We start from the raw sequence: 12,834 nt of genomic DNA, 5'->3' as shown, positions 1-12,834 counted from the left end.
ACCGGCCGGGCCAGCGGGCGGGACTCCCCCGATACAGGCCCGCTTCAGGCCAACAGGGGCCGAAATTGTACGCGCCGGTCGCTCGACCTGCGCTCAAGCCCCGAGCGGGACCATGAGCACCCCCGCATCACGCGATGTGTCACCGAATGTACGGAGGAACCCCACCATGACCCCTAGGCGCACGGAGGCGTCAGGTCGCCGGCTGCGGTGGCTGGTGCCGCTGTTGCTCATCCTCGGATGGCTCCTGGTGAGCGGTGCGACCGGCTCGTTCAGTCAGAAACTGGGCGATGTGGCCACGAACGACGGCGCGGCGTACCTGCCCGCCAAGGCCGAGTCAGTACACGCCGACCAGTTGCAGTCCACGTTCTCCGACAACAAGACCTACCCCGCCGTAGTGGTCTACGAACGGGCGTCCGGTGTCACCTCCGCCGACCAGGCCGCCGTACGGTCCGACGCCGCCGCCGCGGGAAAGCTGGCCGGCCTGCGCGGCCCCGTGAGCCCGGTGAGCGTGTCGAAGGACGGCCGCGCCCTGCAGTTCACCGTTCCGCTCGTCAACCAGGCCAAGCCGGTCAGCGACGCGGTCAAGGTGCTGCGGGCGAACGCGTCGCAGCACCCGGGGCTGGCCGGGCATGTCACCGGACTCGGCGGGATGTTCGCCGACTTCGCCGGGGCGTTCAGCAATATCGACGGGCAGCTGCTGCTGGTCGCCGTCGGACTGGTGATCCTGGTCCTGCTGCTGGTCTACCGCAGTCCCACGCTGCCGTTCCTGGTCCTGCTCGGAGTCATGTGCGCCAGCGGCGTGGCCGGGGCCGTGGTCTACGGGCTCGCCAAGCACGGCTCGATCACCTTCACCGGCCAGAGCCAGGGCGTGCTGTCAGTGCTGGTGGTCGGCGCGACCACCGACTACTCGCTGCTGCTCATCGCCCGCTACCAGGAGGAACTGCGCCGCACCCAGAACAAGTACGAGGCCCTGGGCACCGCCTGGCGAGCGATCCTCAAGCCGGTGCTCGCCTCGGGCGGTACCGTCATCCTGGGCACCCTGTGCCTGCTCTTCAGCAACCTCAACAGCAACCGCAGCATGGGACCGGTCGCCGCGATCGGCGTCGCGGCCTCCATGCTGGCCGCACTGACCTTCATCCCCGCCGTCCTGGCCCTCGCCGGCCGTGGCGTCTTCTGGCCGTTCCGGCCCGCCTTCGGTACCGCCGAGCGCACCGGTAGTGGTCTGTGGGGCCGGGTCGCGGGCCTGGTCGGCCGCAAGCCCAGGAGGGTCTGGCTCACCGCGGGCGTCGTGCTGCTGCTCGCTGCCTGCTTCGTCCCGCAGTTCAAGGCGTCCGGGATCGCCATCACCGACAGCTTCACCAAGACGACCGACTCCTCGACCGGCCAGAAGATCCTCGGCGCCCACTTCGCGGGCGGCTCGGGCACGCCGGTGTCCATCATCACCAAGGCCGCCACGGCGGACCAGGTCGTCGCGGCCACGAGCAAGGTGAGCGGTGTCACCTCCGTCACCCGGCTGAACAAGGTGGTCAACGGGCTGGCCGAGGTCGACGCGGTGCTCGCCGCCACACCCGACGGACCGGCGGCCGTGGACACCGTCAAGCAGATCCGGGTCGCGGTGCACGCGGTTCCGGACGCGGATGCCAAGGTCGGCGGCTTCACCGCCATCTCCATCGACACCCGGGCCGGTGGAATCCGGGACCTCAAGGTCGTGGTTCCGCTGGTGCTGGTGGCGATTCTGATCGTGCTGGCGCTGCTACTGCGGGCGCTGGTGGCGCCGCTGCTGCTCATCGGCACCGTGGTGCTGTCGTACGCGGCCACCATGGGAATCTCCGCACTGGTGTTCAATCACGTCTTCCACTTCGCCAACGCCGACCCGTCGGTCCCGTTGATGGGCTTCGTGTTCCTGGTGGCATTCGGCGTGGACTACAACATCTTCCTCATGCACCGGGTGAGGGAGGAGTCGCTGGCGCACGGCACCAGGGCCGGCACGCTCACCGCGCTGCAGCGCACCGGCGGGGTCATCACCTCGGCCGGCGTGGTGCTGGCCGCGACCTTCGCGGCGCTGGCGGTCCTGCCGATGGTGTCGATGGCCGAGCAGGCGTTCATCGTCGCGTTCGGCGTGCTGCTCGACACCATCGTGGTCCGGTCCCTGCTGGTTCCGGCGCTCGCGCTGCAGCTGGACGACCGCACCTGGTGGCCGTCCCGCCGCGTGTTCGGCACGCAGATCCCGCGGTCCCGCGCCGGGGTCGCGGACAAGCAGCCGGAGCCCGAGCCGGCGAGCTGACACAGCCCCGTACACAGCACTCCGCCCCCGGTCCTCTTCCAGGACCGGGGGCGGAGTGCTGTGTACGGCAGTGGCGGTGCTCAGGCGGCCTTACGGGCGACAACGAGCGTGTCGTAGTCGCCGAGCAGCTTGACCTCGGTGCCGGCGAAGCCGGCGTGCTCCGCGTATCCGACGATCTCCGCGGCCGGGTATTCGGAACCGCCGTCGGTGACCAGCAGCATGTCGAGGCTGATCACCAGGTTCTCGGCGTGCTCCGGCTCGTCGTCGAGCATCCGGTCGTAGACGAGCAGCGTTCCACCGGGCAGTACAGCGTCGTACGCCTTGTGGATGAGGTAGCTGCGCTGGCTGGGGTCCCAGTCGTGCAGGACATGGCCCATGACCACGATCTCAGCCTGCGGCAGCGGGTCGCTGAAGAAGCTGCCGCCGTGGAACTCCACCTTGCCGGGGATGCCGAGTTCCTCCGCGAGTTCCTTCGCGAAGGGCGCCATCTCCGGAAGATCGAAGACATGCCCGGCCAGATGCGGCTGGGCCTTGACGATCTGGGAGCACAGATTGCCCCGGGCGCCACCGACGTCCAGTACGGACGTGAATCCGGACCAGTCGAACGCCTCGATCAGCTGGGCACCGAGAACGTTGGTGAAGGCATCCATGCTGCCGATGAACTGGCGCAGGATCGCGGGGTTTTGCGTGACTTCGTCGTAGTGGCTGCCCGACTGCTGCTTGCCGGTGCGCAGCGCCTCCTCCAGCCGACCCCAGGCCGGGTAGAGGTTGCGGCTGGACCGCAGCAGGAAGCCACCCACATAGGCGTCCCCGGTGCGGACCAGGTGCTTGGCCGTACCCGGCGCGTTGCGGTAGACGCCGTCGGTGCGCTGCAGCACCTTCAGGGCCACCAGCAGATCGAGAAAGTCGCTGAGGCCCCGGCCGTGCAGTGACAGCAGCCCCTTGATCTCCTCGGCGGTCGCCCCGCCGGACGGGGCCTCCTGCAGTTGCGTGAACAGATCGAGTTCCACGGCGGTCAGCAGGGCCTTGGCATCGCAGAACGCGTTGCCGAGCCGGAGGATCCCGGCGGCCGTACTGACGTCCGGGGGGGTGGTCGTCATCGGGCGGACTCCTTCCTGGACGCCTGGCCACCAGGCGCCGGTGTCATCGTCGTGACGCTCGCAGCCGGCCGTGGAGCTGACCTCGAACACGCCTCGAACCGCAGGCGGGCCAACGGACCCGACCGGGAGGCCAGGCATCCTTGAGCACCGGTCAGTACCCCTTACCTGTGCCGCGGACAGTCCGCATGGCAGTGTTCCTGAGGGGATACGCATGTATGACGTGAACATCCCTGTACTGATCGTCGGTGCCGGACCGGTCGGGCTGTCCACCGCCCTGTTCAGCGGGCGCCACGGGATCAGTACTCTTCTGCTGGAAAAGCGCACGGCGACCTCCACGCTGCCGCGGGCCCCCGGCCTGCAGTCGCGCACCCTGGAGTTGTTCCGTGCCGCCGGAATCGGCAAGGACATCCGGGCCCTGGAGATGGGAGACTCGCACCCCTTCTTCGAGGGCGGGATCATCCAGGTCGACACCTTCGCCGACATCGACAACGCCGTCGTCCTCGAGTCGCCCTCACTGGACGGACCCACCGTCAGCCCCGAACGCGTGATGGGCTGCGGCCAGGACCGCTACGAGCGGGTCCTGGTCGACAAGGCCCGGGAGTTCGGTGCCGACATCAGGTTCGGAACCAAGCTGATCGAGTTCACCCAGGACGACGAGGGCGTGACGGCCGTCGCCGAGGAGCTGGAGACCGGTCGGCGCTACACCATCAGGGCCGGCTACCTGGTCGGCGCGGACGGCGCCAACAGCCATGTGCGGACCGAGCTGGGCGTGGAACGCAGCGGCCGCGGAACGGTGTTCGACGCTCTGAGCATCTACTTCAAGGCTCCGGAGCTGGAATCACTGATCAAGCACCGCCCGTTCATCCTGTGCTACGCCAATGTCAACGGGACTCTGATGGGCCTGTCCCGGCTGCACGGCTGCGACCCCTTCCTGGCCGCCCCGATCTACTTCCCGGACAAGGGCGAGAAGCCCGAGGACTTCACCGACGAGCGCTGCATCGACATCGTCAGGACCGGTTCCGGCCGTCCCGACATGGACGTGGAGATCGTCGCCAAGGTTCCCTGGCAGGGCGCCCAGCTGGTCGCCGAGCGGTTCAGGACCGGACGGATCTTCCTGGCCGGGGACGCCGCCCATCTGCACCCGCCTGCCGGCGGGTTCGGAGCCAACACCGGCATCCACGACGCGCACAACCTGTCGTGGAAACTGGCCGCCGTCATCAAGGGCTGGGCCGGGGACGTCCTGCTGGACAGCTACCACGAGGAGCGGCACGCGGTCGGCTCCGCCATGGCCGAGCAGGCCATGGTGCGCAACCGCATCCGGCACGGCTACGCCACCGACGAGGACCGGGCGACGATGGTGGACGACATCATCATCACCCTCGGGTACCGGTACAAGTCGGAGGCCATCACTCACGACCAGACCGGTCCGGTGCTCACTCCGCACCTGGAACTGAAGGGCGAGCCCGGCACCAGGGCGCCGCACCTATGGGTGGAGCGGAACGGTTCGAAGCTCTCCACCATCGACCTGTTCTGGGACTCCTACGTGCTCCTCACGGACGCCTCCGGCGCCGCGTGGGCCGAGTCCGCGGTGAAGGCCGCCGCAGAGCTCGGTGTGCCGCTCAGGGCCCACCTGGTGGGCCCTGGCGCCGAGCTGACACCGGGCGAGGAGCGCGACTGGGGTTCGGTGTACGGCGTGGGCCCGGGTGGCGCGGTACTGGTCCGCCCGGACGCGTTCGTCGCATGGCGCTCGCAGGGGCCGGTGGCGGACCCGCAGCAGGTGCTGACCGAGGTCCTCTCCCGGGCCGCCGGCCTCGGGTAACACAGCTCCGTCCCACAGCCGCCGGAGGCGCCCGTCACACCTGACGTGACGGGCGCCTCCGGCACTCCACCGCCCCGCGGCCCCACCCGCAGGCCAACACGCACACAAGATCCCGGCCCGGACTCATGGTACGAGTCCGGGCCGGAATCTTGTGTGCGAAGTCCCTGAAAAGGGGCTACAGGGCCGCCTTCGCGAGCAGACTCACCTGCTGGGAGTCCGCGGTGCACGGCAGCAGGATCAGCTCGTCACAACCGGCCTCCGCGTACGCCTGGGCCGCGTCACGGATCTGCGCCGCGTCCACGAGCACGCCGCTGGCGGCCCGTTCGGCCTTCACGCCGATGAACGAGTAGTAGTCGCGCAGATAGCGGCCCGCCGTCGATCCGGCGTCCGGGCCGAGGCACGCATACACCAGCGAGACCATCCTGGGCCGTTCGGTGCGCCCGGCCAGCGTCCATTCGTGCTGTGCCTGGCGGACCAGTTCCCCGTAGGCCGTGGCCGAGCTGCCGCCCGCGATCCAGCCGGTGCCGAATCTCGCCGAACGCCTCATCGCGGTCCGGGAATGGCCTCCGACCAGCAGCGGGATACCGCCCTGCCCGGCGGGGAGCGGACCGATGACGGGCCCCGGACCCTCCCCGCTCCAGATGTCGCGGAGTTCACCGAGGAGTTCGTCCAGCCGCGCCCCCCGACCGGCGTAGTCGGCGCCGGTGGCCTTGTAGTCGTCGTCACGGCCTCCGGCGGCGACACCGAGCGTGAACCGCCCCCCGGAGACCGCGTCGAGGGTCGCCGTCTGCTTGGCGAGCAGCGCCGCCCCACCGCGATAGCCGGCTATGAGAATGGTGCTGGCCAGCTTGATGCGGGTGGTGACCGCGGCCGCCACCGCCAGCGACATCAACGGTTCGAAGTTGTCATACACCAGCCGGTCCAGCACGCCCAGAGTGGTGAAACCTGAGTCCTCGGCCGCACGCGCCCAGGCGGCCAGTCCAGGCCCGGACTTGTCGGGAACGGTGGTGGGCAGCCCGAGTCCGATGTCCACGGTCAGACCCCGCCGTCGACATTGAGCGTGGCGCCCGAGATGTAGCGGGAGGTGTCGCCGGCCAGAAAGAGCACGGCGCCCGCCACGTCCTGCGGAGTGCAGATCCGGCCGAGCGCGGTCATCCCGACGATCCGCTCCACGGCCTCCGGCGGCAGACCGGCGCCCGGTTCGGTCTCGGTGAGACCCGGCGCGATGGTGTTCACGCGGATCGAACGAGGCCCGAGTTCCTTGCACAGCGCGCGGGTGAGCCCGATCAGCGCGGCTTTGGAGGCGGTGTAGTGCACTCCGCGGACCCGGCCGCGCAGCGCCACCGAGGATCCGATGTTCACCACCGAGGCACCGTCGACGAGCAGGTCGAGCGCGGCCTGGGTCATCAGGTAGGCCGAGGTGACGTTGTGGTCGAAAACCCGGTGCCATTCGGACTCGGGCAGCTCCGCGAACCAGACCTGGCCGTCCACTCCGACATTGTTCACGAGAACGTCGAGCCCCCCGACGGCCTCCCTCACCTGTGCGGCCACCGTACGGACGTCGGCGGCGTCGGTCACGTCCGCGCGCAGCAGCAGATGTCCGTCACCGGTCTCCTTCAACTCGCGGGCGAGTGACTCGCCGTCCTCCCCCGCGCTGCGCGACACCACCACGACGCGAGCGCCGGCGCGCGCGAAGGCCAGTGCCGCCGCCCTTCCGATGCCGCGCGTACCGCCGGTGATCAGTACGCGTTTGCCGGCCAGTCCCTGCTCCATCTGCTCCTCCTTCAGTACGCCGCGTCGACCCGGTAGATACCGAACGGAGCGGAGAGTCGTGTGTCGCGGTACGGCCGCAGCGGAGCGGTGTCCGCGCGGTGCCCGGCGCCCTCTTCCCATGACTGGAAGGCCGCGAGATCCGCCCACCGGCTCACCACGGTCAGGGCCGAGGGGTCGAGGGCGGACTGCAGCAACTCATTGGCGAGCATTCCCGGCACGTCGGCGAGCCGCCGGCTGACCACGTGGTACGCCTCGCGCACCGCGGCCAGCTCGGCCTCGTCCCGGGCCTGGTGATGGATCATCACCAGGACCTCGCCCGCCTCAGGCGGCATGGGCGGCTCCCTGGATGTGCTCGACCACCCGCATGGTGTCGAAGGTCGCCGAGGCGCGGTAGGCGTGCAGTCGCTCGCGATGGGCGACGTGCGCCTTGCCGTCCTCGAACGCCCGGAAGCCCGTCTCGTCGACCCAGTCGCTGACGATGTAGTAGGTGTCCTCGTCGGCGGTGCTGCGAGCCAGCCACTGGCCGATGTTCGCGGGGTGGCCGGTGACCGCGTCGGTACCACTGCGCCACTCCTGCTCGAACTCCGCCGACAGACCGGGCTTGATCGTCATTTCCAGCATCACCCGGAAGGCTCCGCCGGCCATCAGGAGATTCCCCCGTCGACCGAGATGGTGGCACCGGTGACGTAGCGGGACAGGTCACTGGCGAGCCACAGGATGGCGCCGGCGACCTCGTCGGTCCGGCCGAGCCGGCCGAGCGCGGTCTTGCTGCTGTAGCGCTGGACCATCAGGTCCTGCTGCTCCTGCGGCAGGTCGTAGAGCGCCTCGGTCTCGATGACGCCGAGGGCGACCACGTTGATCCGGATACCCTGGGAGCCCAGCTCCTTGGCGAGCGAGCGGGTGAGCCCGACCAGTGCCGACTTCGTCGCCGTGTAGTGCGCCCGCAGCGGGATCCCCGCCTCCGCGCCCTTGGATCCGATGCTCACGACGGAGGAGCCCTCGCCCAGTAGCGGCAGGGCGTTCTGCGTCACCAGGTGGGTGGCGGTGAGGTTGGTGGCGACGATGCGCTGCCATTCCTCGAACGGGAGCTTCGCGTAGGGGATGTGGCTGATGGTGCCCGCGTTGTTGACCACCAGGTCGAGGTGGCCGTACAGGCTGCCCGCCTGCTCCAGCAGGCTCGCGACCTGCGCGGGGTCACTCAGGTCGGCGCGCAGCACGTGGTGGTCGCCGCCGATCTCCTTGAGCTCGCGCTCCAGGGTGGCGACCCGCTCCCCTTCCTGTAGGTAGCAGGTGATGACATCGACGCCGGCGCGGGCCAGTGCGAGCACTATGCCGCGTCCGACACCACGGGTGCCGCCGGTGACCAGCGCCTTCTTTCCTTGCAGTTCGAGATCCATCTGTTCCTCCTCAAAGAAGCGTGGCCAGCGCCGCGCAGTTGGACAGCAGGGCGAGCATGGTGATCACGCTGCGCCGCTTGTTCCACAGGCCCCACTGGCTGCGGCGCTCCGTGGCGTCGAAGCCGGTAGGCAGGTTGTCCGGGTCCACGGTGCGGATCCACCGGTTGACGGGGACGTTCTTGGCGAAGGAGATGACCACGGTGCAGAGCGCGAGCAGTGCCGCGGCGGTGAAGCAGGCCCTGGCCCAGCCGTCACCCACACCGGCGGCGAGAACGCTGTCGCCCAGCAGGGTGCCCAGCGTGCAGATGGGCATGTACGGGTCGTAGCGGCCGGAGAAGAACGCGTGGGTCCGGACGTAGCCGTCGTCGGGCAGACCCGCGAGCAGTGGCCAGCCGCCGAGCAGCGTACCGAGCATGCATCCGGCCGCGAGCCCGTTCATCAGCAGCACGAGAGGGATGAGGAGAGCGGGCACCGGTGACCTCCGGGGGTACGTCCGCGGCTACTTCCGGAGGGAAGCGGCCTCGACCTTGTCCTTGATGAGCTTCATCTGGATGGCAGTGTTCCGATTCAGGTGTTCGGTCATGCCGGCATCGTCCGCGGGTGCCTGCGGCTTCATGTGGAAGTCCTGCACCCAGCGCATCCGCACGCCTTCGGGTGTCTCGGTGTACTCCCAGTAGATGTTCATGAACTCGAACGGCCCGGTCTCCACCCGGTGCGCGCGCACCGTGCGGGTCACCGGGTCGGGGGTGCGCTCCGACACCCAGCTCCACACCCGGCCTTCGTCGTCCGGGTGCATGGTCAGCCGGAACGTCACGGTCTGCCCGTCCTGTTCCAGGATCTCGGCCTTGGCGTACTCGCTGAACAGATCCGGCCAGTTGACCACGTCGTTGGTGGTCTCCCAGACCTCGTCGATCGGTGCGTTGATCACTATCTCGTTGTCGGTGTGCCCGGCCATCGCCACTCTCCCTTGTCTCTCGCCTTCGTCCCGCTCCGCTGTCAGGAAGCCGGACGTCCCAGTACCAAGGCCGCGTTGAAACCGCCGTGTCCCCGGGCCAGGACCAGTACGGTGCGCAGCGCGGCGGCCCGTGGTTCGCCGAGCACCAGATCCAGGCCGTACCCGGGAACCGGTGACTCGGGTCCGACGGTGTGCGGGATCACCTGGTCACGCAGGGCCAGCGCGGCGGTCGCCACGTCGAGGGCCGCACCACCGCCGTAGAGCCGTCCGGTCAGCGTCTTGGGAGCCGTGACCGGCACGCTGCCCGGCCCGAAAACGGCCCGGATCGCCGCGGCTTCCGCCGCGTCCTGTGCGGGAACACCCGACGCGTCCGCGAAGACCACGTCGACCCCGGCGGGTGTCACTCCGGCGTCCGCGAGGGCCGCCTCCAGAGTGCGGCGCAGCGCCGGCGGGCGCTCGGATCCGGGCGCCGGGTCGAACCCCGCCGCGTAACCGAGCACCCGGGCGTAGCCGCCGGCGCCGCGAGCCTCCGCGTCCGCGGCCCGTTCCAGGATCAGCATCGCGCCACCCTCACCGGGCACATAGCCGCTGGCCGCGGTGTCGAACGGCAGGTAGGCCCGTCCCGGGTCGCTGACGGTGGACAGGTTCCCGGTGCTCAACTGGGCGGTCAGACCGTACGGACACAGCGAGGCGTCCGTTCCGCCGGTCACGACCAGCCGGGAGCTGCCACGCAGCAGCCGACGGCTCTGCCCGATCGCGTCCAGCCCGCCGGCCTGCTCGCAGCAGAGCACACCGCAGGGTCCGCGCATGCCGTGCCGGATGGAGATCTGACCGGTGGACGCCGCGTAGAACCAGGCGATCGACTGGTAGGCACCGACCCAGGACGGGTCGTGCTGGTACAGGTTCTCCATCTCGTGCTGGCCGAACTCGGTGCCGCCGGAGGAAGCCGCGGTGACCACGGCCATCTCGAACTCGGGCAGTTCGGCCGGCACCACCTCGGCATCCTCCAGCGCCTCGGCGGCGGCGGACAGACCCAGGTGGGTCCAGCGGTCCGTCTGGTGGATCAGCCGGCTGGGCACCCTGGCCTTGGTGTCGAAGTCCGCTACCTCTCCGGCGAGTTGGACCGGATAGCTGGACGGGTCGAAACGGGTGATCCGGCCGATGGCCGGCTTCCCGGCCAGGACCGCCGCCCAGTGCTCGTCCGCCGTCAGACCCGTCGGCGCGGTGACTCCCAGACCGGTGATCACCGGGGCGGCCGACGATCCGTTCGTCGCGCTGCTCACCGTCAGCTCCTCTCATACGGGACAGCGCCGGGCCTGGCCAGCACCATCGCGCTCTGGAAGCCGCCGAATCCGCTGCCCACGCTGAGCACCACATCCATGGCGTGGTCCCGGGCGGTGACCGGCACGTAGTCCAGGTCGCACTCGGCGTCGGGGTTCTTCAGGTTGGCGGTGGGCGGGACCACCTGGCGGTCCAGGGCCAGCGCGCAGGCCGCGACCTCGATGGAACCGATCGCTCCCAGCGAGTGGCCGACCATGGACTTGATGGAGCTGACCGGCACGTGGTAGGCGTGGTCGCCCAGGCTCCGCTTGAACGCGGCGGTCTCGTGCCGGTCGTTCTGTTTGGTGCCCGAGCCGTGGGCGTTGATGTAGCCGACGGCGGTCGGGTCGAGTTTCGCCTGGTCGAGGGCGGCCCTGATGGCCTCCGCCATCTCCCGGCCCTCGGCCTTGAGACCGGTCATGTGGAAGGCGTTGCTGCGTCCGGCGAACCCGACGAACTCCCCGTAGATGCGGGCGCCGCGAGCTTCCGCGGCCGACTTCTCCTCCAGGATGAGGACCGCCGAGCCCTCGGCCAGGACGAAGCCGTCGCGGTCCCGGTCGAACGGCCGCGAGGCGTGTTCCGGGTCGGCGTTGTTCGGCGTGGTCGCCTTGATCGCGTCGAAGCAGGCGGCGGTGATCGGGGAGAGCGGGGCGTCGGTGGCGCCCGCCAGTACGATGTCGGCGGAACCCTCCTCGATCAGCTGCACTCCATGTCCGATGGAGTCCAGACCCGAGGTGCAGCCGGTGGAGACCAGGGACACGGGGCCCTCGGCTCCCACCGCGTGGGCGACCTCCACCGCCAGGGTGCTGGGCACCATGTAGCCGTAGAGGTGCGGTACCCCGTAACTGCTGTCGACGAGCCAGTTCTTGCCGCCGTCGCTGAGGGTGACGTACTCCTCCTCCAGGCCCATGGTGCAGCCGACCGCGCTGCCGATGGACACCGCGATCCGCTCCGGCGGGAGCGCGGCGAGTTCGGCTCCGCTGTCCGCGAGCGCCTCGCGTGCGCACACCACGGCGAACTGCGCGGCACGGTCCATCCGGCGGATCTGCTGGGGAGTCAGACCGGCGGCGGCCGGATCGAAGTCGACTTCCGCGGCCACCTGGGAGCGGAACGGCGCGGGATCGAAGAGGGTGATGCGCCGGGTGGCGGTGCGGCCGGCGGAGAGCTGATCCCAGAAGCCCTCTCGGCCCAGGCTTCCTGGTGCCAGGACACCGATCCCGGTGACCACCGCGCGACGGCTCACGGGGCCCCGCCCACGTTCGGGTTGGGCGCCTGGGGGTTGGTCGGCTTCTCGGTGTCCACATGGCCGAGGTCGGGCCGGGGTGCCAACGGGGAGAGGTGGAAGGCACAGTGCGCCTGGACCTCACCGATGTTGACCAGCCGGTGGCGTACACCGATCGGCACCAGCAGGGAGTCCCCCGGGCCGAGTTTGAGCGGTTCACCGTCGAGCGTCATCTCCAGTTCTCCGGCGATGACGTGGATGAACTCCTCGGAGTACGGGTGGTAGTGCTCGGTCACGAACTCCGACGGGTCCAGGTACATCACTCCGCCGAAGCCCGAGGTCGAGCCCGCAGTCACCGGACTGAGCGTTACCCGGATGTCGCCACCGCGCTTGCGGTTGGACGCGACCTCGTTCGCCGAGATGCGCACAGGCTGCTGCGTGGTCATTGGATCCTCCCCTGCTCCGGAGTCCACACGTAGAAGGGCACGGCCATGGCGTCCTTGGGCTCTTTCCAGTTCGGGTCGTACGGTGACACGCACTCCGCGAGCTTGCGGTTGATGTCGTCGTAGAGCGGGTGGCTGCGCGCCCGGTAGAGGCCGTCGGTGATGTCCTCGTCCGCCTCGACCAGGTGAAAGTACAGATCGTGGAAAGCGAAGAGGGTCCGTCGCGACACGCCGATCATGTGCGGCAGATCCGACGCATCCGACTCAGCGAAGATCTTCGCGATGTCGTCTGCCTTACCCGGCTGCATCTTCGCCACGATTAATGTCCGGTGCACCGTCGACCTCCTTCATACGAGTTCCTCGAACCATCAGCCGGAACCGTCACAGCTGGCTCTAAAGACCTGCTCGAATCGGACTGCATCGCGCATCGGAGCGCGTCGGAGCCGGTGGGCCGGGCGGCCGGCCGGGGACGCGCCGGAGCTCCGTGCGATCGGCCCGATCGCACGGAGCTCCGGGAGACG

At 69.4% G+C, this 12,834-nt stretch carries 14 protein-coding genes; 2 read left to right on the top strand and 12 right to left on the bottom strand.

Annotation, left to right across the window (positions count from 1 at the left end):
* Positions 1 to 166: 166 nt before the first annotated feature.
* Positions 167 to 2,284, top strand: a complete 2,118-nt coding sequence (locus C8250_RS37025) for an MMPL family transporter (protein ID WP_138356830.1) — start codon at positions 167 to 169, stop codon at positions 2,282 to 2,284.
* Positions 2,285 to 2,364: 80 nt separating this feature from the next.
* On the opposite strand, the gene C8250_RS37020 is transcribed toward C8250_RS37025, so the two are convergent.
* A complete protein-coding gene (locus C8250_RS37020) occupies positions 2,365 to 3,384 on the bottom strand; it encodes a methyltransferase (RefSeq protein WP_138356831.1) in 1,020 nt (339 codons plus the stop codon).
* A gap of 211 nt (positions 3,385 to 3,595) precedes the next feature.
* Here C8250_RS37020 and C8250_RS37015 point away from each other — a divergent pair, with 211 nt between their 5' ends.
* The gene (locus C8250_RS37015) at positions 3,596 to 5,203 is read left to right on the top strand and encodes an FAD-dependent monooxygenase (RefSeq protein ID WP_138356832.1); all 1,608 of its coding nucleotides are present in this window, start codon (positions 3,596 to 3,598) and stop codon (positions 5,201 to 5,203) included.
* A gap of 175 nt (positions 5,204 to 5,378) precedes the next feature.
* Here the strand turns inward: C8250_RS37015 and C8250_RS37010 are convergent, their stop codons facing one another.
* Genes C8250_RS37010 through C8250_RS36960 form a run of 11 tightly spaced genes read right to left on the bottom strand, consistent with a single transcriptional unit; the run spans position 5,379 to position 12,648 of the window.
* The gene (locus C8250_RS37010) at positions 5,379 to 6,236 is read right to left on the bottom strand and encodes an LLM class flavin-dependent oxidoreductase (RefSeq protein WP_138356833.1); all 858 of its coding nucleotides are present in this window, start codon (positions 6,234 to 6,236) and stop codon (positions 5,379 to 5,381) included.
* Positions 6,237 to 6,238: 2 nt separating this feature from the next.
* Complete coding sequence (locus C8250_RS37005; RefSeq protein ID WP_138356834.1) at positions 6,239 to 6,976, bottom strand: glucose 1-dehydrogenase; 738 nt, start codon at positions 6,974 to 6,976, stop codon at positions 6,239 to 6,241.
* Positions 6,977 to 6,987: 11 nt separating this feature from the next.
* Positions 6,988 to 7,308, bottom strand: a complete 321-nt coding sequence (locus C8250_RS37000; protein WP_138356835.1) for an antibiotic biosynthesis monooxygenase family protein — start codon at positions 7,306 to 7,308, stop codon at positions 6,988 to 6,990.
* A complete protein-coding gene (locus C8250_RS36995) occupies positions 7,298 to 7,621 on the bottom strand; it encodes an antibiotic biosynthesis monooxygenase family protein (protein ID WP_138356836.1) in 324 nt (107 codons plus the stop codon). The genes C8250_RS37000 and C8250_RS36995 overlap by 11 nt, the downstream gene beginning before the upstream one ends.
* The gene (locus tag C8250_RS36990) at positions 7,621 to 8,373 is read right to left on the bottom strand and encodes an SDR family NAD(P)-dependent oxidoreductase (protein WP_138356837.1); all 753 of its coding nucleotides are present in this window, start codon (positions 8,371 to 8,373) and stop codon (positions 7,621 to 7,623) included. The genes C8250_RS36995 and C8250_RS36990 overlap by 1 nt, the downstream gene beginning before the upstream one ends.
* 10 nt (positions 8,374 to 8,383) lie before the next feature.
* Positions 8,384 to 8,845, bottom strand: coding sequence for a DUF1772 domain-containing protein (locus C8250_RS36985; RefSeq protein WP_138356838.1), 462 nt, complete (start codon positions 8,843 to 8,845; stop codon positions 8,384 to 8,386).
* Positions 8,846 to 8,872: 27 nt separating this feature from the next.
* A complete protein-coding gene (locus C8250_RS36980; RefSeq protein ID WP_138356839.1) occupies positions 8,873 to 9,328 on the bottom strand; it encodes an SRPBCC family protein in 456 nt (151 codons plus the stop codon).
* Between the two features lie 41 nt (positions 9,329 to 9,369).
* Complete coding sequence (locus C8250_RS36975; protein ID WP_138356840.1) at positions 9,370 to 10,611, bottom strand: ketosynthase chain-length factor; 1,242 nt, start codon at positions 10,609 to 10,611, stop codon at positions 9,370 to 9,372.
* Between the two features lie 2 nt (positions 10,612 to 10,613).
* Entirely contained in the window at positions 10,614 to 11,891 is a 1,278-nt protein-coding gene (locus C8250_RS36970) for a beta-ketoacyl-[acyl-carrier-protein] synthase family protein (RefSeq protein WP_138356841.1), read from the bottom strand.
* Positions 11,888 to 12,316, bottom strand: a complete 429-nt coding sequence (locus C8250_RS36965) for a cupin domain-containing protein (protein WP_138356842.1) — start codon at positions 12,314 to 12,316, stop codon at positions 11,888 to 11,890. Before C8250_RS36965 ends, C8250_RS36970 begins: the two co-directional genes overlap by 4 nt.
* Positions 12,313 to 12,648: a TcmI family type II polyketide cyclase gene (locus C8250_RS36960; protein ID WP_138356843.1), complete on the bottom strand. Its 336-nt coding sequence runs from the start codon at positions 12,646 to 12,648 to the stop codon at positions 12,313 to 12,315. Before C8250_RS36960 ends, C8250_RS36965 begins: the two co-directional genes overlap by 4 nt.
* Positions 12,649 to 12,834 lie beyond the last annotated feature (186 nt).

Origin of the sequence: Streptomyces sp. So13.3 (assembly GCF_005860785.2) — a bacterium.
Classification (GTDB): domain Bacteria; phylum Actinomycetota; class Actinomycetes; order Streptomycetales; family Streptomycetaceae; genus Actinacidiphila; species Actinacidiphila fildesensis.
The sequence above is the reverse complement of the archived record's forward strand: the minus strand, read 5'-3'. Positions and strand labels throughout refer to the sequence as shown.

What these genes read in the sequence shown, in the direction of transcription:
- C8250_RS37020 (WP_138356831.1), bottom strand. Translation starts at nt 3,384, where the DNA reads ATGACGACCACCCCCCCGGACGTCAGTACGGCCGCCGGGATCCTCCGG.
- C8250_RS37000 (WP_138356835.1), bottom strand. Translation starts at nt 7,308, where the DNA reads ATGCCGCCTGAGGCGGGCGAGGTCCTGGTGATGATCCATCACCAGGCC.
- C8250_RS36980 (WP_138356839.1), bottom strand. Translation starts at nt 9,328, where the DNA reads ATGGCCGGGCACACCGACAACGAGATAGTGATCAACGCACCGATCGAC.
- C8250_RS36990 (WP_138356837.1), bottom strand. Translation starts at nt 8,373, where the DNA reads ATGGATCTCGAACTGCAAGGAAAGAAGGCGCTGGTCACCGGCGGCACC.
- C8250_RS36995 (WP_138356836.1), bottom strand. Translation starts at nt 7,621, where the DNA reads ATGGCCGGCGGAGCCTTCCGGGTGATGCTGGAAATGACGATCAAGCCC.
- C8250_RS36965 (WP_138356842.1), bottom strand. Translation starts at nt 12,316, where the DNA reads ATGACCACGCAGCAGCCTGTGCGCATCTCGGCGAACGAGGTCGCGTCC.
- C8250_RS37015 (WP_138356832.1), top strand. Translation starts at nt 3,596, where the DNA reads ATGTATGACGTGAACATCCCTGTACTGATCGTCGGTGCCGGACCGGTC.
- C8250_RS37025 (WP_138356830.1), top strand. Translation starts at nt 167, where the DNA reads ATGACCCCTAGGCGCACGGAGGCGTCAGGTCGCCGGCTGCGGTGGCTG.
- C8250_RS37005 (WP_138356834.1), bottom strand. Translation starts at nt 6,976, where the DNA reads ATGGAGCAGGGACTGGCCGGCAAACGCGTACTGATCACCGGCGGTACG.